The organism is Planomonospora sp. ID82291 (genome assembly GCF_015711645.1).
Taxonomy (GTDB): domain Bacteria; phylum Actinomycetota; class Actinomycetes; order Streptosporangiales; family Streptosporangiaceae; genus Planomonospora.
The window spans coordinates 511879-537968 of sequence record NZ_JABTEX010000004.1 but is presented as its reverse complement, the minus strand read 5'-3'; the positions used below and the strand labels follow the sequence as shown (position 1 = coordinate 537968).

General features: G+C 74.6%; 23 protein-coding genes. 12 read left to right on the top strand and 11 right to left on the bottom strand.

Going from position 1 to position 26090, the window contains the following annotated elements; all coding sequences use genetic code 11:
* Nucleotides 1–14 precede the first annotated feature (14 nt).
* Nucleotides 15–800, top strand: a complete 786-nt coding sequence (locus tag HS045_RS26860) for a YcnI family protein (RefSeq protein WP_196454253.1) — start codon at nt 15–17, stop codon at nt 798–800.
* 170 nt (nt 801–970) lie between these two features.
* On the opposite strand, the gene HS045_RS26855 is transcribed toward HS045_RS26860, so the two are convergent.
* From HS045_RS26855 to HS045_RS26845, 3 genes are all read right to left on the bottom strand, one after another.
* Nucleotides 971–1816, bottom strand: a complete 846-nt coding sequence (locus HS045_RS26855; RefSeq protein WP_307827740.1) for an ABC transporter permease — start codon at nt 1814–1816, stop codon at nt 971–973.
* A 144-nt stretch (nt 1817–1960) separates the two neighbouring features.
* Nucleotides 1961–2944: an ABC transporter ATP-binding protein gene (locus tag HS045_RS26850; protein ID WP_307827739.1), complete on the bottom strand. Its 984-nt coding sequence runs from the start codon at nt 2942–2944 to the stop codon at nt 1961–1963.
* Nucleotides 2945–3018: 74 nt separating this feature from the next.
* The gene (locus HS045_RS26845; RefSeq protein WP_307827738.1) at nt 3019–4212 is read right to left on the bottom strand and encodes a DUF2092 domain-containing protein; all 1194 of its coding nucleotides are present in this window, start codon (nt 4210–4212) and stop codon (nt 3019–3021) included.
* A gap of 218 nt (nt 4213–4430) precedes the next feature.
* Between HS045_RS26845 and HS045_RS26840 the strand changes: the two genes are divergently transcribed.
* Both HS045_RS26840 and HS045_RS26835 read left to right on the top strand, forming a co-directional pair.
* Nucleotides 4431–5105 (top strand): response regulator transcription factor, encoded by a 675-nt coding sequence (locus HS045_RS26840; RefSeq protein ID WP_196454251.1) that lies wholly within the window; start codon nt 4431–4433, stop codon nt 5103–5105.
* On the top strand, nt 5095–6528 hold the full coding sequence (locus tag HS045_RS26835; protein WP_196454250.1) for a cell wall metabolism sensor histidine kinase WalK: 1434 nt from the start codon (nt 5095–5097) through the stop codon (nt 6526–6528). The genes HS045_RS26840 and HS045_RS26835 overlap by 11 nt, the downstream gene beginning before the upstream one ends.
* Before the next feature lie 96 nt (nt 6529–6624).
* Here HS045_RS26835 and HS045_RS26830 read toward each other — a convergent pair whose 3' ends face one another.
* The 3 genes from HS045_RS26830 to HS045_RS26820 all read right to left on the bottom strand — a co-directional run bounded on the left by HS045_RS26830 (nt 6625) and on the right by HS045_RS26820 (nt 9156).
* Nucleotides 6625–7287: a TrkA family potassium uptake protein gene (locus HS045_RS26830; RefSeq protein WP_196454249.1), complete on the bottom strand. Its 663-nt coding sequence runs from the start codon at nt 7285–7287 to the stop codon at nt 6625–6627.
* An 18-nt stretch (nt 7288–7305) separates the two neighbouring features.
* Complete coding sequence (folP, locus tag HS045_RS26825; protein ID WP_196454248.1) at nt 7306–8169, bottom strand: dihydropteroate synthase; 864 nt, start codon at nt 8167–8169, stop codon at nt 7306–7308.
* A 117-nt stretch (nt 8170–8286) separates the two neighbouring features.
* Complete coding sequence (locus tag HS045_RS26820; protein WP_196454247.1) at nt 8287–9156, bottom strand: LysR family transcriptional regulator; 870 nt, start codon at nt 9154–9156, stop codon at nt 8287–8289.
* Between the two features lie 478 nt (nt 9157–9634).
* On the opposite strand from HS045_RS26820, the gene HS045_RS26815 reads away from it, so the two are divergent.
* Nucleotides 9635–10891 (top strand): neutral zinc metallopeptidase, encoded by a 1257-nt coding sequence (locus HS045_RS26815; protein WP_307827737.1) that lies wholly within the window; start codon nt 9635–9637, stop codon nt 10889–10891.
* Nucleotides 10892–11034: 143 nt separating this feature from the next.
* Entirely contained in the window at nt 11035–12909 is a 1875-nt protein-coding gene (locus HS045_RS26810) for an LCP family protein (protein ID WP_230884960.1), read from the top strand.
* Between the two features lie 213 nt (nt 12910–13122).
* Here the strand turns inward: HS045_RS26810 and HS045_RS26805 are convergent, their stop codons facing one another.
* Nucleotides 13123–15168, bottom strand: coding sequence for a spermidine synthase (locus HS045_RS26805; RefSeq protein ID WP_196454245.1), 2046 nt, complete (start codon nt 15166–15168; stop codon nt 13123–13125).
* A gap of 180 nt (nt 15169–15348) precedes the next feature.
* On the opposite strand from HS045_RS26805, the gene HS045_RS26800 reads away from it, so the two are divergent.
* Nucleotides 15349–16701 carry a S8 family serine peptidase gene (locus tag HS045_RS26800; RefSeq protein WP_196454244.1) on the top strand — a complete coding sequence of 451 codons (1353 nt, stop codon included), beginning with the start codon at nt 15349–15351 and terminating at the stop codon, nt 16699–16701.
* A gap of 76 nt (nt 16702–16777) precedes the next feature.
* Complete coding sequence (locus HS045_RS26795) at nt 16778–17005, top strand: hypothetical protein (RefSeq protein WP_230884959.1); 228 nt, start codon at nt 16778–16780, stop codon at nt 17003–17005.
* A 217-nt stretch (nt 17006–17222) separates the two neighbouring features.
* Here HS045_RS26795 and HS045_RS26790 read toward each other — a convergent pair whose 3' ends face one another.
* A complete protein-coding gene (locus tag HS045_RS26790) occupies nt 17223–18299 on the bottom strand; it encodes a methyl-accepting chemotaxis protein (protein WP_196454242.1) in 1077 nt (358 codons plus the stop codon).
* Between the two features lie 393 nt (nt 18300–18692).
* Between HS045_RS26790 and HS045_RS26785 the strand changes: the two genes are divergently transcribed.
* A complete protein-coding gene (locus tag HS045_RS26785; RefSeq protein ID WP_196454241.1) occupies nt 18693–19685 on the top strand; it encodes a 2-hydroxyacid dehydrogenase in 993 nt (330 codons plus the stop codon).
* 129 nt (nt 19686–19814) lie between these two features.
* Nucleotides 19815–21512 (top strand): ATP-binding protein, encoded by a 1698-nt coding sequence (locus tag HS045_RS26780; protein WP_196454240.1) that lies wholly within the window; start codon nt 19815–19817, stop codon nt 21510–21512.
* 9 nt (nt 21513–21521) lie between these two features.
* On the opposite strand, the gene HS045_RS26775 is transcribed toward HS045_RS26780, so the two are convergent.
* Nucleotides 21522–22256: an ABC transporter permease gene (locus HS045_RS26775; protein ID WP_196454489.1), complete on the bottom strand. Its 735-nt coding sequence runs from the start codon at nt 22254–22256 to the stop codon at nt 21522–21524.
* Between the two features lie 32 nt (nt 22257–22288).
* Entirely contained in the window at nt 22289–23023 is a 735-nt protein-coding gene (locus HS045_RS26770; RefSeq protein ID WP_196454239.1) for an ABC transporter ATP-binding protein, read from the bottom strand.
* A 75-nt stretch (nt 23024–23098) separates the two neighbouring features.
* On the opposite strand from HS045_RS26770, the gene HS045_RS26765 reads away from it, so the two are divergent.
* Nucleotides 23099–23767 (top strand): TetR/AcrR family transcriptional regulator, encoded by a 669-nt coding sequence (locus HS045_RS26765; RefSeq protein ID WP_196454238.1) that lies wholly within the window; start codon nt 23099–23101, stop codon nt 23765–23767.
* Nucleotides 23768–23894: 127 nt separating this feature from the next.
* Here the strand turns inward: HS045_RS26765 and rpsD are convergent, their stop codons facing one another.
* Complete coding sequence (gene rpsD, locus HS045_RS26760; protein ID WP_196454237.1) at nt 23895–24509, bottom strand: 30S ribosomal protein S4; 615 nt, start codon at nt 24507–24509, stop codon at nt 23895–23897.
* An 87-nt stretch (nt 24510–24596) separates the two neighbouring features.
* Here rpsD and HS045_RS26755 point away from each other — a divergent pair, with 87 nt between their 5' ends.
* Nucleotides 24597–25325, top strand: a complete 729-nt coding sequence (locus HS045_RS26755; protein WP_196454236.1) for a DUF2470 domain-containing protein — start codon at nt 24597–24599, stop codon at nt 25323–25325.
* A 108-nt stretch (nt 25326–25433) separates the two neighbouring features.
* Complete coding sequence (locus HS045_RS26750) at nt 25434–26018, top strand: MFS transporter (protein ID WP_196454235.1); 585 nt, start codon at nt 25434–25436, stop codon at nt 26016–26018.
* Nucleotides 26019–26090: the final 72 nt, after the last annotated feature.

The following is a 26090-nucleotide window of genomic DNA, read 5'->3' as shown; positions in this document are numbered from 1 at the left end:
AGTGGAGATCTCCCATGCCGTCTTCCGCCGTGCGCCGCACCCTGGCGGTCACCGCCGGTGCCGCCGCCCTCACCCTCGGTCTGGCCGTACCGGCCCTCGCCCACGTCACGATCAACCCCGGCAGCGCCGAACAGGGCGGCTTCACCAAGGTCGCCTTCCGGGTGCCCAACGAGCGTGACGACGCCTCGACCGGCAAGATCGAGGTGACCTTCCCCACCGACCACCCGCTGGCCTTCGTCTCGGTCAAGCCGGTCCCGGGCTGGAAGGTCGAGGTGACCGAGGGCGAGCTGCCCGAGCCGGTGACCACCGAGTACGGCGAGCTGACCGAGGCCGTCACGAAGGTCACCTGGTCGGGCGGGACGATCGAGCCCGGCCAGTTCCAGGAGTTCGAGGTGTCGATGGGCCGGCTGCCCACCGACACCGACCGGCTGGTCTTCCCCGCGACCCAGACCTACAGCAGCGGTGAGGTCGTGGCCTGGGACGACGAGCCGAAGGCCGACGGCTCCGAGCCCGAGCACCCCGCTCCGGTCCTGCGGCTCACCCCGGCCGCGGCCGGGAGCGACGGGCACGGCGGTCACCCGGCCGCCGCGGCCTCCCCGGGGGCGCACGCCGCGCCGTCGGTCGCCCCGGTCGCCGCCGACGCGTCCTCCGGGCACTCCGGGTCCTCCGACGGCACCGCCCGCCTGCTCGGCGGCGCCGGGCTGGCCGCCGGGCTGGCCGGGCTCGCGGCCGGGCTGCTCGGCCTGCGCCGCGGGAGCCGTACGGCCTCCGGGGCGGGCCCGGACGGGACGCGCCCCTGAGGAAGGACCGCCGACGGCTCGTCCGCGCGGTCACCGGGCACGGACGGCCCCGGGCCGCCCGCACCCGGTGACCGCCGGGCGCGGGCGACACCGGCGTCCGGGCACGGAAACGCCGGTCCCGCGGAGAGCGCAGCGCTCCGCGGGACCGCGCCGTCCCCCCGCCGGAGCCCTCAGGCGGTGACGTCCCTGCTCGTGAAGCGGGCCCAGGCCACCGAACCGAAGATCACCGTGTAGGCGGCGAAGACCAGCAGGCCCCGCCCCATCTCCGCGGTCGCCACCGGATCGCGCAGGACGCCGTCGAACCCGCTCCACCAGTGCGTCAGCAGGTACGGCTGGAGCCCCGACAGCTGCGGGACGGCGCCGACGACCTGGGTGGCGATGACCAGCACCACGGTGGCGGCGATGGCGCCGACGGCCGCCTCCGTCAGCGTCGACAGGGCCAGCGAGACGGCGGCCAGGGCGGCCATCCCCGCCGTGGCGTAGAGCACGACGACGCCGATCCTGAGCAGCCCCTCGGCGAAGGGGACCGTCGTCCCCGACAGCAGCGTGATCGGCCCCGCCGGGAACAGCACCAGTCCGACGACCAGCGCGGACAGCGCGACCAGGGTGACCGCCGCCAGGCTGAAGACGACCGCGCCCGCGTACTTGACGGTCAGCAGCCGGGTCCGCCCCGCCGGGGCGGTGAGCAGGTAGCGCAGCGTGCCGCCGCCCGCCTCCCCGGCGATCCCGTCCCCGGCGACCACCGCGACGGACACGGGCAGCAGCAGCTGCACCAGGAGCGCGAGCGCGGCGAAGGTGAGGAAGAGCCCGTTCCCGGCGATCTGCGTGAAGATCGCTCCTGCACCGTCGGCCTCGCCCTCGCCCGGCCCGCCGAACAGGCGCAGCGCCACGCCCAGCAGGACCGGCACGAACGCCAGGACGGCGAGCATGGCGAGGTTGCGCGGCCGGCGGAAGATCAGTCCGGTCTCCGAGGCGAACAGCCGCCACCAGGCCCGCACCGCGCCCGGCCGCCGCACCGTCCCCGCCGCGCCCCCGGCCCCGGTCCCCGCCGCGCCCCCGCCGGAACCCCGGTCCGCGTCCCGCTCACCGCCGGCGTCCCCGCCGCCGCGGTCCCCGCCGCCGTTCCGGCGGCCACGGCCTCCGGCGTCCCCGTCACCACGTCAGCCGTCGACATCGAAACCCTCCCCGGTCAGCTCCACGAACACGTCCTCCAGACTCGGCCGGTGCACGGCCAGCCCGCGTACCGCGACCCCGCCGGTCACCAGGGCGGCGGTGACGCGCTCGGGCGGGAGCCCGCCGAGCACCGCGCCGGCCTCCGCCGCACCGGTCCGGACCCCCGTCAGCCCGAGCCCCGCCAGGACGGCCGCCGCCGCGGCGGGATCCGGCGTCTCCACCCGGACCCTGGCCTCCTCCCCCGCGCGCAGCTCGGCGACCGGCCCCTCGGCCACCAGCCGGCCGGCGCACATGACGCCGACGTGGGTGCACATCTGCTCGATCTCGGTCAGCAGGTGGGAGGAGACGAAGACGGTCGTCCCGCCGGAGGCGACCTCCGCGACGAGCGCGCGCACCTCGCGGGTGCCCTGCGGGTCCAGCCCGTTGGTCGGTTCGTCGAGGATCAGCAGGTCCCGCGGGCCGAGCAGCGCGGCGGCGATGGCCAGCCGCTGGCGCATGCCCAGCGAGTAGGCGCGGTAGCGCTTGCGGGCCGCCGCGGTCAGCCCGACCCGCTCCAGGGCGAGGCCGATCCGGCGCGCGGCGGTGCGCGGGTCGGCGGCCGGGTCGGCGGCGTCGTAGCGGCGCAGGTTCGCCTCGCCCGACAGGTAGGGGTAGAACGCCGGCCCTTCGACCAGCGCCCCCACCCGGGGCAGCACGGCGCCGATCCCACCGGGCATCGGCGTGCCGAGCAGCTCCCAGCTGCCCTCCGTCGGGGCGACGAGCCCGAGCAGCATGCGGATCGTCGTGGTCTTGCCCGAGCCGTTCGGGCCGAGGAAGCCGAAGACCGAGCCCCGCGGCACGGCCAGGTCGAGGCGGTCCACGGCCACCTGCCCGCCGCGGAAGCGCTTGGTCAGCCCCCGGATCACGATCGCGTGGTCCTGCGGGGGCCCGGTCCTGTCCGTGCGGGGGGTCGGGTCGGTGCGGACGGTCACCACGGAAGCTCCTTCGGTCGTCCGGTCCTGGGCGGCGGGTGGGGGCGCCGCGGCGGGCGCCCCCGGGATCACGCTCACTTCCGGCCGGCCGCCTCGACCAGCTTCTCGGGGGTGACCGCCCCGAGGAGCAGGCGCCCGTCGTCGGTGAGCAGCGCGGAGACCAGCTTGGTCCGGATGACCTTGCCGCTGCCCCACGTCCCGCTGACCGGGGTGGCGGACTTCAGCAGGGCGTCGGCCACGGCGGTCGCGTCCCCGGCCGCCTCACCGCCGGCGGCCTGCTCCGGCCTTCCTTCCTGGAGGTCCCGCAGGGAGAAGGGGAGCACGGCGACCGCGGTCCAACCCGTGCCGACGACCTCGGCCCCGTCCTTCATCCTCTCGCCCTCGTCCTGCCGCGCCGCGTGCCCGGACGTGAGCTCGGAGAACGACTTCTCCTCGACCTTCGCGCCCGGCGGCGGGGTGAAGGTGAAGTTCTCCGGGGCGGGCGGGGTGAAGGTCACCGTGGTGAAGCCCACCTCGAAGGCCGGTTCGGCCGAGCCCTCGGCGTAGACCTGGACCCGCAGGGGGGTCAGGGTCTCCCCGTCCAGCGCCAGCCTGATCTCCTTCACCAGGGACGCGGCGTCCTTGGGGGCGAGGGTGAGCTGGTAGGCGTCGCGGCCGGCGACCTTCTCGTTGCTGGTCACGCCGACCGCGGTGTCGGCGTCGGCCTTCTTGAGCAGTTCCTGCGCGATCTGCTGCGGCGTGGCCCCCTCGGGCAGCGCTCCGGCCGCTCCGGGACCGTGACCGGTCCCCTTCCCCGGCCCGTGCTCGGCCCCGTGATCGGTCCCCTTCCCCCGCCCGTGCCCGGCCCCGTGCGCGGCGAGCTCCTCGGAACCGGCCTTGATGCGGGTGGCCTTGTTCGCGTCGCTCTCCCAGAGCCAGGCCTGGCCGCCTCCGACGATCAGGTCGGTCTCGCTCATCCGGCCGGGCAGCGCCAGCCGGACCTTGTCGGCCCCGCCGTACCAGACCTTCAGCTCGTGCGAGCCGGCGAGCAGCGCGGTGGGCGAGCTGCCGGTCGCCCCCGTCACCTGCGGCAGCCCCGGCAGGCCGAAGGAGGAGGTCTGCATGAGGGTGCCCGACATGGGCCGCGGCCCGGCCTCTCCGGCCCGGACGGCGTCGGCGAGCAACTGCTCGGCGGTGCGCTCGGGCAGCGCCGGCGCCCCCTGGACCGCGGCGATGACCGGGCCCGCGCCGACGGCTCCCGCGACCACCGCGACCGCGGCGATCGGCACGCCCCACCTCACGGCGCGGCCTCTTCGGGTCCGCCGCTGTTCCTGCTCTGACATGTCACTCCCTTACGGTATGTCTTTCATGTCCGTCTGTGCCTTCACCTGAAGACTGCACGGGAGCCCCTGTGCGGAAGCTGAGACGAGCTGAGAGGTCCCACAGGGTTCTCAGCCGCCTCTCAGCCGCACTGGCCGAAGATGGTGCCGGACGAGAGGAGGCAGGGATGAGGGTGCTCGTCGTGGAGGACGAGCGGCGGATGGCCGCGGCGCTCCAGCGCGGGCTGCAGGCCGAGGGGTTCGCGGTCGACCTCGCGCACGACGGCGAGGACGGCCTGCACCGGGCCAGGCAGGGCGACTACGACGTGGTCGTGCTGGACATCATGCTGCCCCGGCTCTCGGGCTACAACGTCTGCAAACAGCTGCGGGCCGAGGAGAACTGGGTGCCGATCCTGATGCTGTCGGCCAAGGACGGCGAGTACGACATGGCCGACGGGCTGGACCTGGGCGCCGACGACTACCTCACCAAGCCGTTCTCCTACGTGGTGCTGGTGGCCAGGCTCCGGGCCCTGCTGCGGCGCGGCGCCGGACGGCGGCCCGCCGTGCTGCGGGCCGGGGACCTGTCGCTGGACCCCGCCCGGCGCAAGGTCAGCCGGGGGCGGACGCCGGTGGAGCTGACGCCCCGGGAGTTCGCCCTGCTGGAGTACCTGCTCCGCCGGCACGACGAGGTGGTGTCCAAGACCGAGATCCTGGAGCACGTCTGGGACACCTTCGACACCGACCCGAACGTGGTCGAGGTCTACGTGGGCTACCTGCGCCGCAAGATCGACGTGCCGTTCTCCCGCAACGCGCTGCAGACCGTGCGGGGAGCCGGGTACCGGCTGGCTGGCGATGGCGGCTGAGTCCTCCGGGGCTCCCGGAGGGGACGGCCGCGCCGAGCCCGGGCGGAGCACGGGCGCCCGCCGTACCGCCGGGTGGTGGCGGCGCAGGAGCCTGCGCTTCCGGCTGACCGCGGTCGCCTCCGCGGTGCTGGCCGTGGCGCTGGCCGTCTCCGCCCACGTGATGATGGGCGTGCTGGCCCGGGCGCTGCTGGACCGGACCGACGAGTCGCTCTACCAGCGCGCCCGGGGGGTGGTCTCGCTCGCCGACGCCGGGCGGCTGCCCGGCGAGCTGACCTCGTCCGACGGCACCCTGATCCAGGTGGTCGACGCCGCCGGGCGGATCACCCACGCCACCACCGGCACCGACCGGCTCGTGCCGCTGCTGGACGCCCGGAAGCGGGCCGCCTCGCTGACGGAGGGCCGCGCGCGGTTCCTGGACGGCGAGCCGTACGGGATCCCGCACCTGCTGCGGGTGCGGGTGCTCAGCGCGGACCGGGGGCAGACGGTGATCGCGGCGCGGGTCTTCAGCGAGGTGGAGACCAGCGTCGCCACGGCCGGGCGGGTGCTGGTCGTCGGCACGCCCCTGCTGCTGGTCCTGCTGGCCGCGGTCAGCTGGGTGATCGTCGGACGGACCCTGCGGCCCATCGCCGCGCTGCGCCGGGGCGCCGAGGAGATCACCGGCACCGCCAGGTCCCGCCGCCTGCCGGTGCCCGAGTCGCGCGACGAGGTCTACAGCCTGGCCACCACGCTCAACGCCATGCTGGACCGGCTGGAGCGGGCCGACGCCCGCCAGCGCTCCCTGGTCTCCGACGCCGCGCACGAGCTGCGCAGCCCGCTGGCCAGCATCCGGCTCCAGTTGGAGGTGGCGCTCGGTCATCCGGGCGGCGCGGACGACTGGCGCGAGACCGCCGAGGGCGTGCTGGAGGACACCACGCGCCTGACCCGGCTCGCCGAGGACCTGCTCGCGCTGGCGCGCCTGGACGAGCGGGGCGGCGCGCTCGCGCGGCGGGAGCCGGTCAGACTGGACGACCTGGTCCCGCAGACCGTCGAGCGGTACGGCGGGGCCGTCACGGTGCGGATCGCCGGGGAGGGCGGCGCGGCCGTCACGGTCGCCGGGGACGCGCTCGACCTGGGGCGGGTGCTGGTCAACCTGGTCGACAACGCGCTGCGGCACACCGTCTCCCCGGTGCTGGTCGAGCTGCGGACCGAGGGCGCGGACGCGGTGCTGACCGTGGCCGACGACGGGCCCGGCATCCCCGAGGCCGACCGGGAGCGGGTCTTCGACCGGTTCACCCGGCTGGACAGCGCGCGCAGCCGGGACGAGGGCGGAGCGGGCCTGGGCCTGGCGATCGTCCGCGAGACGGTCGACGCGCACGGCGGCGCGGTGCACCTGGAGGACGCCTCCCCCGGCCTGCGCGCGGTGGTCCGCCTCCCGCTGTCCTGAGCACTCCCGCTGTCCTGAGCACTCCCGCTGTCCCCAGCGGCCCCGCCCCGCTGAGCGGCGACCCCCTTTCCGCCTCAGGGGAAGCCCGGCACCGCCTCAGGGGAGCTCGGCGAACCGCTCCACGTCCTCGATCCTCCCGGCGATGATGATCACGTCGCCGTAGCCGAGGACGGTGTCCGCCCCGGCGTAGGTGAACTCCTCGTCCTCGCTCTTGACGCAGACCACCGTCACGCCGTACTTGCGGCGCAGGTTGGTCTCCCCCAGGGGCACGCCGGTGTAGTCCCGCGGCGGGCGGGTCTTGACCAGCGCGTAGTTGGCGTCGACCTCCATGTAGTCGAGCATCCGTCCGTTGAGCAGGTGGGCCACCCGCTCCCCCATGTCGTGCTCGGGGAGGATCACGTGGTGGGCGCCGACCCGCTCCAGGATGCGCCCGTGGTCGCGGCTGATCGCCTTGGCCCAGATGTCCTCGATCTCCAGCTCCACCAGCAGGGAGGTGGTCAGGATGCTGGACTCCAGGTCGGTGCCGATGGCGACCACGGCCCGGTAGAAGTCGGGCACGCCGAGCTGGCGCAGCGCCTCCAGGTCCGTGGAGTCGGCGACGACGACGTGGGTGAGCCTGCCCGACATGCTCTGGACCACCTTCGGCCGGCTGTCGATCGCCAGCACCTCGGTGCCCCGCCGCACCAGCTCCGCCGCCAGCGAGCTGCCGAACCGGCCCAACCCGATCACCACGACCGGGTCGTTCCTCGTGTCAGGCACGATCGTCCTCTCCTGCGTTCACAACGGGCGTTCGGGCGAACCCTGGCGGCCCTGCCGCAGCGCGGTGACGACCGCGAGGGCGGCGCGAGCGGAGGCCGCGTCGTGGACGCGGAAGACCCGGGCGCCCTGCCAGGCGGAGACGGCGAGGGTGGCCATGGTCCCGGCGTGCCGCTCGTCGACCGGGAGCCCGCCCAGGGTCTCGCCGACGAAGTCCTTGTTGGAGACCGCGACGAGCACCGGCCAGCCGGTGGCGACCATCTCGTCCAGCCGGCGGCCGACCTCCAGGGAGTGGTAGGTGTTCTTGCCGAAGTCGTGCGCCGGGTCGATGAGGACCGACTCGCGGGCGACCCCGGCGGCGACCGCCCGCTCGGCCAGGTCCACGGTGTAGTCGATCACGTCGGCCACCACGTCGGCGTAGGCGATGCGGTGCGGGCGGGTGCGCGGGGCGACGCGCCCGGCGTGCGCGCAGACCAGGCCGATGCCGTGCGCGGCGGCGACCCCGGCGAGCGCGGGGTCCACCCCGCCCCAGGTGTCGTTGAGCAGGTCGGCTCCGGCCTCCGCCACGACCTCGCCGACCTCCGCGCGCCAGGTGTCGACGCTGACGATCAGGTCGGGATGGCGGTCGCGGACCGCCGCGACCAGGTCGGCCACCCGGCGGATCTCCTCGGCCGGGTCCACCTCGTCGCCGGGTCCCGCCTTGACCCCGCCGATGTCGACGATGTCGGCTCCCGCGGCGACGGCGCGGTCCACCGCCTCCAGGGCGGCGCCGAACCCGTAGGTCCTGCCCCTGTCGAAGAACGAGTCGGGGGTGCGGTTGACCACCGCCATGATCGCGAACTCGCCGGGCCGGAACGCACGGCCGCGCAGACGCAAGATAGTCATCGGGACCGAGCCTACCGCCCGGTGCCGGAGAGGCCGGCGCTCCCACCTGCGCCGCCTCTGTGGGTCGTGCTGTCAACCGACGTGGCGGCCGGTGTGCGGCCGTCGTGCCGGGTGTTCCTAGGCGGCCGACCCACCCTCGGCCACGGTCAGGAACTCCTGCGCGATGGCGGGCAGGCGCCGCCTCGCGTGGACGAGCGCGATCACCCGGCGGAGCGGGGGATCGAGCGACCGGACCACCAGTCCGGCCCGGACGGCCTGCTCGGCCGTCCCGCGGTACCAGAGCAGGGAGGCCGCGCCCGCCAGGACCGGCTCCAGCCGGCCGCCGCGCTCGTCGGTCTCCAGGGCCGCCACGGGGGCGACGCCGTACGTGGCGAACAGGGAGTCGAACTCCCTGCGCCGGAGGCCGCCCGGGGCCGGGAGCACCAGCGGCATGCCGTCGAGCATGCGCACCGGCACCGGATCGGGCAGGTCGAGGCCGGGCGGGGAGATCAGCACGATCTCCTGCCGCTCCAGCGGGTGACTGATCAGGTCGGCGGGGACGGGCAGGTCCGTGAGGCCGAGGTCGGCCCGCTGGTCCCTGATGGCGCTGACCACGCCGTCCCGTCCGTCGCAGCGGACGATGTGCACGCGCACCTTGGGGTGCTCCGCGCTGTAGGCGCGGAGGATGCGGCCCGCCACCCCCGGTTCGAGACCGGGGGGGGAGGCGATGCGCAGTTCCGCCGCGGGCGACCGGCCCTGGGCGGAGAGCGCCTCGATCTCGTGGACGGCGTCGAGCGCCTCCCGGGCCAGCGTGACCACCCGGCGCCCCTGCGCCGTGACGATCACACCGCGCCCGGAGCGGGCGAACAACGTCATCCCGAGCTCGCGTTCCAGATCTCTGATCGCACGGGAGAGCGCAGGTTGTGCGATGTACAGCGACCTGGCCGCATCGGTCATGGTGCGGTGCTCCGCCGTCGCGACCACGTAGCGGAGCTGCTGCAGATTCATGGCTCCGAAGCTAGGACACGGCGACCGGCCGGGTCCTGCACATCGCGGAGATCACCTCAGATGATTTCGGACGGTAGCCGAATACGGTCACATCCGTGACGAATGATAAATCAGTATGCTTACGCCCCAAATTCGACAAGGCATCAGGCCGGTCGGTCCGAGCGGACGCCTGGTGCACGGGGAGACACGGGGAGACAGAGTGACAGCCAGCGGGCAGTACCCTCCGCCGCCACCGCCTCAGGGGCGGCCGCATCCCGCCCCGCCGCCGCCCGGCCACCCGCCGCAGGGCCGTCCGCACCAGGCCCCGCCGCAGGGCCCGCCCGCCGGACAGGGCTACCCGCCCCCGCCGAACGCCCCCTACCCCGGACCCCCGCAGGGCCACCCCCAGACACCGCCGCCCGGCCAGGCACGCGCGCCGTACGGCCAGCCCCCGCCCCCGGCCCCCCACCGGCCGCCGGTCCACCCGCCTCAGGGGCCCGTGCAGGGCCGTCCGTACCAGGCCCCTCCGCCCCCGGCCCCTCCGTACCAGGCCCCTCCGCCCCCGGCCCCGCCGCAGGGCCCGCCCGCCGGACAGGGCTACCCGCCCCCGCCGAACGCCCCCTACCCCCACCCCGGACCCCCGCAGGGCCACCCCCAGGCACCGCCGCCCGGCCAGGCACGCATGCCGTACGGCCAGCCCCCGCCCCCGGCTCCCCACCACCGCCCGCCCGCCTACCCGCCGCCCGCCTGGCAGCCGGCGCGTCCCCGCGGCGGCGGGGCCGGAGTGGTCATCGGCACGGTCTTCGGCCTGCTCGCGCTGGTCTTCACCGGGCTCGTGCTGGCCGGGGCGGTGATCAAGAGCAGCCGCGACTCGGCCTCGGTCCCCTCGGTCGCGATCCCCACCTTCACCCCGAACGAGCGCTCCACCGGACGGCCCGGCGACGGCAGGAGCGACGAACCGGAGCCCCGTACGTCCCGGCCGTCCGCGGAGCCATCGGAGACCTCCACCCCGCGGCGGACCCTCAACACGAGCCTGAAGAACAACTCCCTCTACTCCCCCCGGGGCCTGCCCCGGGTGCACTGCCCGGCGGGCTCCGGGAGCATCTACAACCACAGCCAGCTCAAGTCGCTGATCCTCAAGACGTCCCGGTGCATGGACAAGGTCTGGTCGAAGGTCCTGAAGGACCAGGGCATCGCCTGGCACCGCCCGGGCTACGCCGTCGCGTCGCGGCGGGGCCGCGGCGCCTGCGGGGACTTCCCGCAGACCGGGAGCATCGTGCCGTACTACTGCCCGCGCAACACCACGATCTACGCCTCCACCGCGGCGATGGCCAAGGGGTCGGGCAACTCGCTGGGCTACGGCCAGATCACCGACTGGCACGGCGCGATCATCAGCATGATGGCCCACGAGTACGGTCACCACGTCCAGCAGCTGTCGGGCCTGTCCAACACCTGGTGGCAGCAGACGCTCGAGTCGGGCAGCCGGAGCGGCAAGCTCGCGCTGAGCCGCCGGTTCGAGCTCCAGGCCACCTGCTTCGGCGGGATGTTCATGCGCGCGGCCGCGGCCAGCTACCCGGTCACCCCGGCCCGGCGCAACACGCTCTACTACTTCTACTCGCGGGTGGGAGACCATCCGGGCTGGCCCCGCGACCACGGCTCCCCGGCGAACAACAACCGCTGGTTCCGCCAGGGCTACGAGAAGAACAAGACCTTCCAGTGCAACACCTGGCTCGCCCCGTCCTCCACGACCTCATAGGTTAAACCTCCCTTCATCCAGAATTGCCCAGCTGTCTGTCATGTCCAGATATGGGGGCTAGAATCCAGGGCAATTCTGTGCAATCGGGGAACCTCGGCTGTCAGCCAGGTGGACCGGGCGAAACCATAGGAAGCGGTGTGACGATGCACCTTGGGCAGGACTCGGGGGATCTCACCGGCGAGGGCGGGAAACGCCGCCCCCGCCGACGCGCGGGCCGGGCCCCACGCCCCGGCGGCGTGCCCGACACGCCCACCGGACAGACGTCCGGCGTCCCCGCCGCGACCCCCGGACGCGCATCCGGCGCGCCGGGCGCTTCCACGTCCGGCGTCCCCGCCGCGACCGACGCATCCGCGGCGGCCGGCGTTCCCGCGGCGGCCGGCGTCCCGGCCGCGTCCGGCGCACCGGTCGCGGAAGCCGCGGAGGCGGGGGGCACCGCCCCGGGCGCGGGCGGGACCCCGCCGTCCGGCGCGCGGCCCGGTCCCGTCCCGGCGGGTCCGCCGACGGACTCCGCGGGCCCGACGGCCGCACCGGCGTCGCCGCCCCGGTTCGCCCGGCCGCTGACCACCGGGACGCTCATCGGCTGGACCGCGCTCTCGGTGATCCTGCCCGGCGCGGCGCACCTGCGCGCCGGGCGGCGCCGCACCGGCTCCATCCTGCTCGGCGCCTTCGGCGTGCTGCTGCTCCTGGGGCTGATCACCGCGATCACGCTCTCCGGCGAGGGCAACACCGGCCTCGCCACCCGGGACGGCGTGCTCGGCCTGGGCGTGGGCCTGGCCGGACTCGGCGCGCTCGGCTGGTTCCTGCTGGTGCTCGCCTCCTACATCACGCTCGGCCCCAGCCGGCTCAACGGCACCGGCCAGATCGTCTCCGGCATCGCCATCGGCACGCTCTGCGTGGCGGTGACGGCTCCCTTCGCGCTGGCCGCCAGCACGGTGCTGACCGTCAAGCAGACGGTCAACGCCATCTTCCCGACCGACCCGCAGGACCCCGCCGCGCCCACGTTCAAGCCCGAGGACCCCTGGGACGGGCGCGACCGGATCAACTTCCTGCTCATCGGCGGCGACGGCGCGGGCAACCGGGAGGGCATCCGCACCGACAGCATGAACGTGGCCAGCATCCACATCAAGACCGGCAACACCGTCATGTTCAGCCTCCCCCGCAACCTGCAGCACGTGCGCTTCCCGCCCACCAGCCCGCTGGCCAAGCAGTTCCCCAACGGCTTCATGCGCGAGCTGCCCAACGGCGGCCTGCTCAACGAGGTCTGGCAGTACGCCGAGGACCATCCGGAGGTCATGGGGCGCAAGCACCAGGGCCCCCGGGCGCTCATGGACGCCATCGGCTACACGCTCAACCTGAAGGTCGACTACTACGCCCTGATCAACATGTACGGCTTCGCCCACCTCGTCGACGCCATCGGCGGCCTGAAGATCAAGGTGGACCAGGACGTCAAGTACGGCGGCTCGTTCGGCACCGCCGGCACGATCAAGGCCGGCTACCGGACGCTCTCCGGCGAGGAGGCCCTCTGGTACGGCCGCTCGCGCGTCGGCAGCGACGACTTCTCCCGGATGGCCCGCCAGCGCTGCGTCATCGGCGCGTTCGCCCAGCAGGCCACCCCCGCCGTCGTCCTGACGAACTTCACCAAGATCGCAGGTGTGGCCAAGCGCATGGCCCGGACGAACATCCCGCGCGACATGCTGGAGCACCTGACCGACCTGGCCCTCAAGGTCAAGGACGCCAGGATCACCAGCCTCCAGTTCGTGCCGCCGGAGTTCTACACCGGCTCCCCCGACTGGCAGAAGATCCGCGCCGCGTCCGCCAAGGCGCTGCGCCAGTCGACCCAGCCCCGCCGCGCCCCCCTGGCCGGCCGCGGGACGGCCACGCCCGGCGCGACCGGTGCCACCGGTACCATCGGCGCTTCCCCCACCCCGACGCTCAGCGCGCCCGCCAAGCCGACGGCCAGCAAGAGCCCGACGGCCAACAGGAGCGCCCAGTCCCTCGACGAGGTCTGCGGCCTCTAGACCCGCGGAATCCGCGCCGCGCCTTCGGGGCCCGGACCCCCTCGCGGGGTCCGGGCCCCGCGCGTCCGGTGCGCCCGGGGGCCGGTCCGCCCGGGCCCCGCTCATCCGGTCCGCCCGGGGACCGGCTGAGCGCGCCCGGCCCGCCCGGTGCGCGTCCGGCCCCACCCGTCCGGCCGGGATGCGCTCACACGGTCCCGTCCGGCCGGGATGCGCTCACACGGTCCGCGCGGTCCTCGGCAGCAGCGCGAACGCCCCCAGGTAGAGCAGGCCCGCCACGATCAGCAGCGCCTGGTAGCCGATGACCAGCGCCAGGTACTCCAGGCAGCCGCCGACCATCGCGCCCAGCAGGTTGGCGCCGAACGCGGTCGTGCCGTCGGCGGAGTCGGCGAAGCGCTTGGCGAACACCACGTTGGCCGCGAAGATCGGCAGGAACGCCACCGCCACGGCGACCACCGCCCGCACCGGCACCGGCAGGCCCAGCAGCCAGGAGTTCGGCACCAGCCAGGCCAGCACCAGGCCGGCCAGCAGCACGCCGTACATGACGGGCAGCGGCGGGGTCCGGAAGCGGCGCGTCACCTCCACCGCGGCCAGCACCGCGACCAGCACCCCGGCGAACACGATCGCGTTGACCACCCAGGTGGTGCCGAACAGCAGCGCGAACCCGGTCACGCTCTTGGTCTCCAGCAGCAGGAACGCCACCCCGAGCAGGAACAGGTCGGCGTAGGGGCGCATCCGGCGGTACGGCCCGGCGACCACCCGGACCGCGAGCAGGCTGACGACCAGGATCAGCAGCAGGGTGACGACGTAGATCTGCGGGATCGTCCGGTCCTTCAGGTAGAGGAAGGGCCGGTCGTCCCCGGAGGGCGGCGGGGTGGCGGCGGTCGCGCCCGCCCACTCGGCCCCGCAGGACTGGGCCCGCTCGGTGACCCCCGCGGTGATCACCGCCTGCTGGCCGGCCGTGCTCACCACGTCCACGCACGGCCTGTGCCCGAAGGCGGCCTGCACGGTCGAGGCGAGCCGGTCCACCAGCCAGCTCTCCCGGTAGTAGTTGTACATCGAGAAGGCGCCGCCCGGCTTGAGGCGCTCCCGGGCCGCCTCCATCGCCTCCCGGGTGAACAGGTAGCTCTCCAGCCGGAGCGAGCTCGCCCCGGAGACCAGGGTGAGCGAGTCGGGCAGGGCGAACAGGATCAGGTCGTACTTCTTGCCCGTCTGCTCCAGGAAGGCGCGGCCGTCGGTGATGTGGGTGGTGACGCGCGGGTCGGCGTAGGGCCGGTCGGGGTGATGGGCCGCGCCCAGCTCGCGCAGCCGCGGATCGATCTCCACCGCGTCCACCCGCCCGGCCCCCTTGGACAGCGCGATCGCCACGTCGGTGCCGCTGCCCGCGCCCACGATCAGCACGTCGTCCAGCCGACCGCCGGCCGCCCGCTCGTACGGCAGGGCGTACTGCCGCTCCCACTCCAGGCGGCTGGCCGCCGGGACGGCCCGCTGGTGCGGGATCCCGTTGACCTGGATGTCCATCACCGGCACGCCCTCCTGCGCGAAGCGGCTGTGGGTCACCTTGTAGTACGGCGACCACAGGGCCCCGGCGGTCAGCGTCTCGGCCGCCAGCGCCGCGACGACCACCAGCGCCGGCACGGCCAGCGCGACCCGCGGCCACAGGCCGCGCGGCCGGAGCAGGACGGCGTAGGCCAGCGCGGCGATGACGCCCCACGCCACCGGGGGCGCGCCGAGGAACGACAGCGCGGTGAACAGGCCGATGCCGGTCAGGCTGCCGACCAGGTCGTAGCGGTAGGCCTCCAGCCGGTCCAGCTCCGGGAAGCAGCGGCCGACCAGCTCGGCCGGGCCCATCAGCACGACCGCCGCGGCGACGAAGACCACCGGCAGGATCAGCCAGGGCGGCGGCCCGCCCGCGCTCAGGCTGGTCCAGTACAGGACGCCCTCGGTGTGGCGGTCCACGGTGACCGGGAACAGCAGGATGACGGCGACCAGCACGGCCAGCGCGACCGGCGAGTAGTACGGCGGCCGGTCCGTCCGCCCCACCCGCAGGAAGCCCAGCCCGATGCCGAGGAACGAGCCGAGCAGCACGAAGTTGGTGAAGTAGCTCAGGTGCACGATGTTCGACCCGGTCCACCGGATCAGCGCCAGCTCCAGGAAGAGCATGAAGGCGCTGGCCACGACGAGTCTCGGCCGGGTGTCGAGCCAGTGCTCGGAGCGGGTGTCGGGGCGGTGGGGTGGCGTGCTCTGCGCCGCGGCGGTCATGCCGTCCAAACGTAGTGATCCCGGCCCTCCCGCGGAAGGAGGACCGGCCGCGACGATTCACCGGGATTGCACCGCAGACGCTGGTGGCGGGCGGTTTGCGGGACTGGACGGAGCCGTGCAGATGCAGGAACGTGGGGAGGTTCGCCGTCCTCGAATCCCTTCAACCCTCGGTGGTGTGCAATGCGGGTCCTGATCCAGCTCCGCCCCTCTCCGGACGTCGTCGCGGCCGTGGCCGACCCCCGCCGGACCGCGGCCGCGGCCGACGTCGCCGACGGCCTGCCCGGGGTCGTCCTGGACCCCTCCTTCACCCCGGTGGCGGTGCCGCGCCCGGTCCCGCCCGCGGGCGGCGACCCCCTCTCGCTCCGCCGGCCGGTGCGCTTCTCGCTCGCCGCCGAGGACGCCTCGGTCCTGGTCCGCGGGGAGATCTCCGACGACGAGGCCGCGGTCCGGCTGGCCCTGCTGCCGACGCTCCGGCCCGACGTCACCGGCGTCTTCGCCGACCCGGTGATCGAGTCGACCCTCACCTGCGGCGGCGATCCCCCGGTGGGCGACTGGCACGACGTGGCGCGGCTGCTGGCCGTGGAGGAACTCGCGGGCGAGGGGCTGGACGGCGCGGGCGTCGCGCTGGCCGTGCTGGACACCGGGATCAACGCCGCGCACGTCGCCCGCCACCTCGGCCGGGAGTTCACGCTGGACGCCGCGCGCAGCTGGAACCCGGCCGGGGTGACGGGCAAGCCGGGCGAGTTCGAGGTGGACCACGGCACGATGTGCGCCTTCGACACGCTCATCGCCGCCCCGAAGGCGACGCTGATCGACATCCCCGTGCTGCTCTCCCGGCGGCCGGGCGGCTCGGCCGTCGACGGCCTGCTCTCGGACGCGGTCGCGGCCTTCGCCCACCTGCGCACGGTCCTGGACGCCCAGCCCGAGGAGTCGCGGGCCCTGGTGGTCAGCAACAGCTGGGGCTCGTTCTCCCCCCGGTGGGACTTCCCCGTCGGCAGCCCGGGCAACTACTCCGACAACCCGGCCCACCCGTTCAACCTGATCGTGGCGGGTCTGGAGGCGGCCGGCGCCGACGTGCTGTTCGCGGCGGGCAACTGCGGGCGCGACTGCCGCGACGGCCGGTGCGCCTTCCCCGACCGGCCGATCGTCGGCGCCAACTCCCACCCCCGCGTCCTGTCGGTCGGCGGCGTCGACACGCGCGGCGAGCGGGTCGGCTACTCCTCGCAGGGGCCCGGCCGGCTGGAGGACCGCAAGCCCGACCTGTGCGCCTACACGCACTTCTCCGGCTCGAAGGCGTTCGGCGCCGACCGGCCCGACTCCGGCACCTCGGCGGCCTGCCCGGTCGCCGCCGGGCTGGTGGCCGCCGTCCGCACGCGGTGGCCCGCCTCCCGGCTGTCCCCCGCCCAGCTGCGCACCCTGCTCCGCCGCACCGCCGACGACCGCAGCACGGTGGGCTTCGACCACGACTACGGCTACGGCGTCGTCGACCCGCGCGGGATCCTCGCCGCGCTGCGCCGCAGGAGCGAGGCGTGACGCCGGTGGAGCCCGGCCCGGAGGCCGGGCCGGAGGCCGGGCCCGCGCGGTGCGGACGATCGGCGGTCCCGTGCGGATGGTGACGGTGCGCCTGGCGGCCGAGGCGACGCTGGCGCGGGCCATGGAGGAGCTCGGGCTGCCGGAGGAGGAGGTCGACACCGGCTACGGCCTGGTCGCGATCGACCCGGCCCGGGGCCTGTACGTCCTGCGCGTGACGGAGGCCGGCGCCCGCCGGGTGGATCCGGAGGCCGGGGGCGGGCCCCACGCCGACCCGCCCATCGAGCCGTACGGCCCGCCGCGGTAGGCGACGGGCCGCCCCGGCGGGCCCTGCGCGCCGCGGCGGGCCGTACGGGGCGGGCCACGACGCGGTACGGCGGGCCCGCGGGACGGGCCACGACGCGCTGCGGCCCCCGGCCGTCGAGCGGTCGGGGGCCGGGTGCGGCGCGGAGCCGGGTGCGGCGCGGAGCCGGGTGCGGCGCGGAGCCGGGTGCGGCGCGGAGCCGGGTGCGGCGCGGGGCCGGTCAGCCGTGCATGACGGCGGTGAGCCGGGTGGCCTGGTCCTTCAGCGCCGCCGCGGCGGCGAGCACGGTCTCGGCGGCCCGGGCGGCGGACTGCCCGGACTCGGCGACCGCGACCATCCCGCGGGACATCTCCGCGCTGGTCGCGCTCTGCTCCTCCACCGTGGTGGCGATCAGCGTCTGCTGCTCGGCCACGGTGTTGATGAGCCCGGCGATCCCGGAGATCCCCTCGGCGGCCTGGGTGCTCTCCGCCTGGATGCCGTCGATCATGTCGGTGATCTGCGCGGTGGCCTCCGCCGTACGGGCGGCCAGGTCCTTGACCTCGGACGCCACGACCGCGAAGCCCTTGCCCATCTCACCGGCGCGCGCCGACTCGATGGTCGCGTTCAGGGCGAGCAGCTTGGTCTGCTCGGCGATCTCGGTGATCAGCTTGGTGATGCTGCCGATCTGCCGGCTCGACTCCTGCAGCTGCTCCATCCGGCGGGTCGCGTCGCGCGCCGAGTCGGCGGCGGTCGTGGTGCTGGACGCCGCGCTGCTGACCCCCTGGGAGATCTCCCGGATGCTCTCGCTCAGCTCGGTGGAGCTGTGCGAGACGGTCTCCGCCCGGCTCGCGCTCTCCCCGGCCGTGCGGACGAGTTCCTCACCGGCCTCGGCGAGGTGGGAGCTGGCCGTGGAGAGCTCCTGGCTCAGCTGGCTCAGCGCCTCCTCCGTGCGGGCCTGCTTCGTGGAATCGCCCCATGTCAGGATGTAGCCGCCGGGGATGCGGTCGTAGGTGGACGATCCGTGGGTCGTCTGGCCGTTGAAGTCCGTCAGGTTGACCTTGCTGAACGGGAAGGACCTGGCCGTGCGGATGTCCTTCTTGAGGGCGTCCGCCAGCATCAGCAACGCCTCGACCCCGTAGGTCTCCGCGCTCTCCTTCATGAGCCGCTCGGCCGCCTGGTTGCGGTACACGACCTCCCCCGCCTCGTCCACGATCAGCAGCACCGCGGGCGCCTTGTCCAGCGCCGCCATCAGCGACTCTCGGGACTGCATCATCGGGTGGACGTCGGCGGCTCCGCGGCGAGATCGCCAGAATTTCATCATTATCGCTCCTTATGCCCTCACGGAAGCAGATCGGCGTGACGGGACCGGACCTGAGGATCCAGTCGGCCCGACGGCCGGGAATTTCTCCGGCCCGCACCATCGCGCGTCACCGGTCCCCGCCTCCGCACGTCACGGGACGGCGTCACGGGACGGCGTCGCGGGGTGGACGCCCGGACGCCGTTGCCGCGATCATCGGTCCTGCCCGGAGTCCGTCCACCGGCCGCGTCGCCGAACCCGCGTCACCGAACCCGCATCGCCGAACCCGCGTCCCGAACCCTGGTACGGCCCGCGTCCGCGGTCACGCGGTCACGCGGTCCGCCCTCGCGCACCCGCACCCGCACCCGCACCCGCACCCGCACCCGCGGCCCGAATCCCGCACAGGAGAAGAACGTGTCCCGCAAGAACGTCCTGGCCGTCATCCCCCCGCAGGTCGGCGGCCGTGCGGCGGGAGCCGCCCTGGCCGGGCTGCTCGCCGACCGCGCGCACGTCACCGTCGTGGAGTCCGCCGGAGAGGACCCGGAGGCCCTCACCGCCGCCCACGTGATCGTCACCGCGCTGAGCCCGGTCGGCGCGGACCACCTGGAGGCCGCCCCGTCGCTGGAGCTCGTCCAGTGCGTCGGCCACGGGTACGACCACGTCGACCTCGCCGCCGCGACGCGGCGCGGCGTCGCGGTGTGCACCATCGCCTCCAGCGGGGCGGAGGGCAACAGCGTCGCCGAGCACGCCTTCGCCCTCATCCTGGCCTGCGCCAAGCGGATCGTGCCCGCCCACACCGCGCTCACCGAGGGCGACTGGGCGCTGCCCCGCCTCCGCCCGCACCTGACCGAACTGGCCGGCAAGACCCTGGGCGTCGTCGGACTCGGCCACATCGGCCGCGACGTGGCGCGCAAGGCCGCCGCCTTCGACATGACCGTCCTCTACAGCTCTCCGCGCCGCGCGCCGCGCGACGTCGAGGAGCGCACCGGCGCGCGGTGGACCGGGCTGGAGGAGCTCCTGCGGGCCTCCGACGTCGTCACCCTGCACGCGCCGCTCAACGAGGGCACCCGGCACCTCCTGGACGCCCGCCGCCTGGCCCTGCTCAAGCCCACGGCCATCGTCGTCAACACCGCGCGCGGGCCGCTGATCGACCAGGACGCGCTCGCCGCCGCGCTGGAGGACGGCCGGCTCGCCGCCGCGGGCATCGACGTGTTCGACCCCGAGCCTCCGCCGCCCGGCGCGCGGCTGCTGGGCGCCCCCAACGTCGTCCTCACCCCGCACGCCGGAGCCGTCACCCGCGAGACGCTCGTGCGCATCGCCCTGGCCGCCGTGGAGAACGTCCGCCGCCACCTCGACGGCGCGGAGCCCCGCGACGTCGTGGCGGGACCGGCCCGGCCGCCCGTCTAGCACCGCCTGCGCCGGGCGGCGGTCGCACGGCGTCGGCCGATGGCCGTTTCGTTGCCCGAAGTTGACGGGGGACGGGCGCTATCGCCGTCTCTGGGGGCACAGGTCATCGGGGTGAAGGGAGACGGGCCCGTGCCGGAGGTGGAACGGGAGGCGGCGCTGCAGGCGCTGCTCGACAACGTCACCGCGGTGGCCGGCACCGTCCACGAGCTGGAGCCGGCGGCGCGTGCGACGCTGGCGGCCGTGTGCGAGCTGACCGGCTGGCCGCTGGGGCACCTGTGCGTGCCCGCCGACATCGGGGACGACTTCGTCTCCTCCGGACTGTGGGTCGGCGCGATCGAGCGCTTCCCGGTCCTGCAGGAGGCCACCGCCCGCGCCCACTTCCCGCCCGGCGCCGGCACCATCGGCCAGGTCATCACCACGGGGCAGCCGATCTGGTCGTCCGACATGAGCCGTGACCCGTTCGTCCTCCGCGCCCGGCAGGAACGGGATCTGGGGGTGCGGGCGGTCTTCGCGTTCCCGATCGTGGCCGCCGACGGGGTCGCGGCCGTGCTGGAGTTCTTCTCCGACCAGGTGGTCCCCCGGGACGAGACGCTGCTGCGGGTGATGGCCAGCCTCGGCCACCAGCTGGGCCGGGTGATCGACCGCAGGCGGGCCCACCAGATGCTGGAGAACAGCCGCCAGCGGCTGCAGCAGGTGATCGAGACCTCGTTGGAGGGGTTCGTCTCCATGAACGCCGCCGGGCTGATCACCGACTGGAACTCCGCGGCCGAGCGCATGTTCCACCGCTCGCGCGACGAGGTGCTGGGCCGGCCGCTGCACGAGATGATCGTGCCGCCCCGCTACCGAGCCGCCGACCAGGCGGGCCGGATCCGGTTCCTGCTGACCGGGGAGTCGAAGGTCCTGGGCCGGCGGCTGGAGCTGACCGGATGGCGGCCCGACGGGAGCGAGTTCCCCATCGAGCTGGTCGTGTGGGCCGCCCAGGACGGGGGCGAGTGGACGTTCAACGCGTTCGTCCACGACATCACCGGCCGGCGGCGCGCCGAAGCGGCGCTGCGGGAGGCGTACATCGCCGAGCAGGCCACCGTGACCCGCCTGCGGGAGCTCGACGAGGCCAAGAGCGACTTCGTCGCCACCGTCTCCCACGAGTTCCGGACCCCGCTGACCAGCATCTCCGGATATCTGGAGATCTTCACCGACGAGGACGCCGAACCCGTCAGCGAACGCCAGCGCAGGATGCTGCAGGCCATGGTCCGCAGCACGGGGCAGCTGCAGCACCTGGTCGAGGACCTGCTGGCGGTGAACACGATCGAGAGCGGGCCGCTGGCCGTCGAACCGGCCCAGGTCCCGGTGCGCCGGATCCTCGACGAGGCGGTGCGGGCGACGGCGGGCGAGGCGCGGGAGTCCGGCGGCCACCCCGTCCGGGTCCGTCTCGACGCGGACGTGGGCTCCGTGAACGCCGACCGCGATCTGCTGGTGCGGGCGGTGGGCGGGCTGCTGTCGAACGCGATCAAGTTCTCCCCCGCGGGCGCGCCGGTCGCCGTGCGCGCCTCCGCCGCCGGGGAGAACGGGGAGGACGTGTCGATCGCGGTCACCGACGCCGGAGCCGGCATCGAGGCCGACGAACTGCCGCACATCTTCGACCGCTTCTACCGCGCCCGCTTCGCCAAGGAGCACGCCATCCGGGGCATGGGCCTGGGACTGTCCCTCGCCCGGACGATCGCCCAGGCCCACGGCGGTTCCCTGACGGCCGCCAGCACCCCGGGTGAGGGCTCGACCTTCACCCTCACCCTCCCCGCGGCCGCCGGGGCGGGCTCCGGCCGGGGATAGGGACGCCCCTCAGGCGTTCACCCGGTTGAAGACCCGGGTGCCGGCCACCGCGCAGACCGCCGCGAGGACGACGGTGACCGCGACGCCGACCCCGACGGTCGGCGTCAGGTAGCGGCCGGCGAACAGGTCGCGGACGGCCTCCACCGCGTAGCGGAACGGCGTGGCCCGCGACAGCGCGTCCAGCCAGGCCGGAGCCATGGACATGGGCAGGAACGCGCCGGACAGCAGGGTGAGCGGGACGACCACGGTGCTCATGACCGGGGCGAACAGGTCCGGGTTCATGGTGAGCGCGATCGCGTTGGACAGCGCCGCCAGGCCGACTCCCAGGAGCGCCATGAGGACGAGCCCGGCCAGCACGCCCGGGAGCGGCGCGCGCAGGCCGAAGGCGTAGCCGACCGCGACCAGCGCGGCCGACTGGAGGAGCAGCGTCAGCGAGCTGCCCAGGACCCGGCCCAGCAGCAGGGCCGCCCGGTGGGCCGGGGTCACCCGCAGCCGCTCCAGCGCGCCGGACCGGACGTCGAAGACGATGCCGAACCCGGCCAGGCCCGCGCTGAACAGGCCGAGCTGGGCCAGCAGGCCGGGGACCAGCACCTCCCAGGTGCCGACGGCGGTGAACAGCGGGCCGAACAGCACCAGGTAGAGCAGTGGCTGCAGCGCGCCGAAGACGAGACCGGCCTTCTGCCGCAGGGCGGCGCGGGTGGCGTGCCGGAAGACGAGCCAGGTCTCGCGGACCACGCCGCTCATGCCGCTCACGTCTTTCATACCTTTCATGCCTTTCACGCCGCCTCCCGCAGGGAACGGCCGGTGAGGGCCAGGAAGGCCTCGTCGAGGGTGGCCGCGTCGCCCTTGACCTCCGCCGGGGTGCCCTCGGCGATGACCGCGCCGTGGTCGACGACGACCAGCCGGTCGGCCAGCGCGTCGGCCTCGTCGAGGTAGTGGGTGGTCAGCAGGACCGTGAGCCCCCGCTCCCGGCGCAGGCGCCGCAGGTGGTCCCAGAGGTCGGCCCGGCTCTGCGGGTCCAGGCCGGTGGTGGGCTCGTCGAGGAAGAGCAGCGACGGCCCGTGGACCAGGCCGAACGCCAGGTCGAACCGGCGGCGCTGGCCGCCGGAGAGCGCGCCGCCCGGCAGACCGGCCAGGTGGGTCAGGCCGAACCGCTCCAGCGTCTCCGCGACCCGTTCGCGCGCCTGCGCGGGACGCATGCCGTAGAGCAGGGCGTGCAGTTCGAGCTCCTCCCCCACCGGTTCGGCGGGGCCGATCCCGCCGCCCTGGGACACGTAGCCGATCCGCCCGCGCACGCCGCGGGGGTCGGCGAGCAGGTCGCACCCGGCGACCGTGGCGGTGCCCGCGGTGGGGCGGAGCAGGGTGGTCAGCATGCGCATGATGGTCGTCTTCCCTGCGCCGTTGGGCCCCAGGAGGGCCACGATCTCGCCCTCCTCCACGGTGAGGTCCACGCCCCGGACGGCCTCGGCGCCGTTCGGAAAGGTCTTGCTCAGACCCGATGTCATGATCATTTGATCGCCTCCATTTTTACAGTAACACTAATTTTTAAGTGACTGCAAAATAGATCCCGCACCTAGGATGGCGTCATGAGCGAGGGCCTGCGCGAGCGCAAGAAGAGAGAGACCCGGCAGCGCATCTCCGACATCGCCACGGGGCTGTTCCTGGCCCGGGGGTTCGACAGCGTGACGGTGGCCGAGGTCGCCAGGACCGCCGACGTCTCGGTCAACACGGTCTTCAACTACTTCGCGACCAAGGAGGACCTGCTCCTGGACCGGTCCCCGGAGGTGGAGGGCCTGCTCGCCCGGATCGTGCGGGAGCGCGGGCCGGGAGAGAGCGTGCTGGCGGCGGTGCGCCGCGACTTCCTGGACGCCCTGGAGACCGGCCACTACCGGTACGGCTTCCACGAGGGCGGCGACGGCTTCGTCCGGATGATCGAGACCACCCCGTCGCTCGCCGCCCGCGTCCGGGAGATGAACGAGGCCCGGGAGCGGCTGATGGCCGAGGCGATCGCCGAGGATCTCGGCACCGGCCCCGGCGATCTCGCCCCCGCCGTCGTGGCCGCGCAGATCGGCGCCGCGCTGCGCGCCGTGGTCGGCTACGCCGTACGGCGCATGCTCGCCGGGGAGGGCATCGGCTCCATCGCCCCGGACCTGCGCGAGCAGGCCGAACGGGCCTTCGGCCTGCTGGAGTCGGGGATCGGCGGCTACGGCACCCGGCCGGCGGGCCGGGACCGCGGCCACGGGCACCCGTCATGACCTCGGGCCGCCCCCGCCCTCCGATCCCGGGAGCCTTCGCGCCCGCACGCGGAGCCCGCCCGCGACCGGGAGCGGGCCGTGAGACCGCCCGCGACCGGGAGCGGGCGGGAAGGCCGCGCCCCGCGGCTCAGCGGGAGTAGAACTCCACGACCAGCTGCTCGTCCACCGGCACGGCGATCTGCTCGCGCAGCGGCCGGGAGACCACGGTGAAGCGCAGGTCGGCGTGGTCGACGGCCAGGTAGGCGGCGGTCCGCTCGTCGGCGTAGACGCCCTCGGCCGCGGCGACGAACGGCTGCATGGCACGGGAGCGCTCCCGCACCGTGATCACCTGGCCCGGCTTGACCAGGTAGCTGGGGATGTCCACCTTCCGGCCGTCCACGGCGATGTGACCGTGCGTGACGTACTGGCGGGCGGCGTAGATGGACGGGGCGAGGCCGGCGCGCAGGACCAGGGAGGCCAGACGGCTCTCCAGCAGCACCACCAGTTCCGCGCCGGAGCGGCCGGGGCTGCGCAGCGCCATGTCCCAGTAGCGGCGCATCTGCCGCTCCGAGACGTCGTAGTACCAGCGCAGCTTCTGCTTCTCCATCAGCCGCAGGCCGTAGTCGCCGGTCTGCCGGCGGTTGGTCTTGCGGCCGTGCTCACCCGGCGGGTAGGGACGCTCCTCGAAGTAGCGAACGGCCTTGCGGGTCAGCGGGACGCCGGCGCGCCTGGAGAGTCGCACCTTGGGTCCGGTGTAGCGCACAGTCACTCCATTGTGCTTAGGTATGCCTAACTGAGGTTAGCCTTACCTTAGACGAAACGGTCGCAAGATCTCAAGGAGAGCCGGTCCATGCAGCAGCCCGTCACCGCGCCGCCCGTCCCCGAGCGGGTCCGCACCCTCGCCGCGACCGCCGTTCCCACCCACGTGTCCCTGGCGGGAACGACCGAGCCCGCGTGGTCCGCCCGCGGCGGGGTGGACCGGGCCGGGCGGCCGGTGCTGCTCGTCCTGCCGGGTGACCCGCTCCACGGGATGCGGGACGAGCCGGTGGTGACCGTGGACCTGACCGCGAGCCGCTCGCTCGGCGGGGTGGAGCTCTCCCGGGGCCTGCTGAAGGTGCAGGGCTGGGTGCAGGCCGTACCGGAGCGGGAGCTGCGCGAGACCGCGATCGCGATCGCCGACCGCTGCCCCGACGAGGCCCTGTTCGAGGTGCTGGAGCACCGGGACGGCCCGCGCCTGCTCCGGGTGGACGTCGGCCAGGTGATCTACCTCACCGGGCCGGAGTCGGGGGTCCTGGACGCCGAGGAGTACCTCGACGCCGCCCCCGACCCGCTGGCGGCCGAGGCCGAGCGCATGGTCCACCACGTCAACACCGCCCACCGCGACCGCCTCTCGGCCGCGCTCGGCGCCCTGCTCTCCGAGCCCGCCGGCGACGTCTGGCTCTGGGAGCTGGACAGGTTCGGCGCCACCGTGCGCTCGGGCGTCGCGGACCCCATCCTGATCCGGCTGCCCTGGCCCGCCCCCGTCGGCGACACCGCCTCGCTGGAGCGCGCCCTGCACTGCCTGCTCTGCCACCGCTGACCCGCGCCGCACCGCGAACCGCGCCCGTACGTGCGGCCGGCTCCGCGGCGGCTCCGCGGCGGCGCCCGGTGGGAGGGCGGCTCTCCCCCGTGCGATGATGGCCCGGCCATGCACGCCGTGCCCGCCTCCATGCCCGCCTCCGTCCCCGCCTCCGTGCCCTTCCGGCTCGCCCGCGCCGCGGTCCTCACCGCGGTCTGCCTCGGGCTGAGCACGGCGGCGCACCGGTTCGCCGGGGGCGCCGTCTCCGCGCCGGGCGCGGCGGGCGGGACGGCGCTGGCCTTCGCCGCGGCACTGGCGGCGGCGGGGCGCGAGCGCCCGGCGGCCGTGATCCTGCCGCTCCTGGCCGGTCTGCAGGCCGCGCTGCACCTGCTGTTCTCGCTGTCCCACCCGATGCCCTCGGCGGAGGCCGCCGGACACGTCCACTCGGGGCTCGTGCCCGGTCTCGGCATGCTGGTCGTGCACGGCTGGGCGGTCGGGCTGACCGCCCTCTGGCTGGCGCGCGGCGAGGCGGCGCTCTGGGCGCTGCTGCGCCGGCTGCCGGTACGGCTCCGCCTCCTCGCGGCCTACGCGGTCCCGGATCTGACGCCCTTCTTCGCGGTCCCCGCGGCCGAGCCCGCGCCGCCGCGCCCGGCCGGGCTCCGCCACGCCATGCCGCGCCGCGGACCTCCCCCGCGGCTCGCCGCCGCCTCCTGACCCGGCCGGTTCCCGGGCCGGACGGAGGCGGTTCCGCGTCCCCGGGCCCGCGTGCGCGGGCCCGCCCGCGCC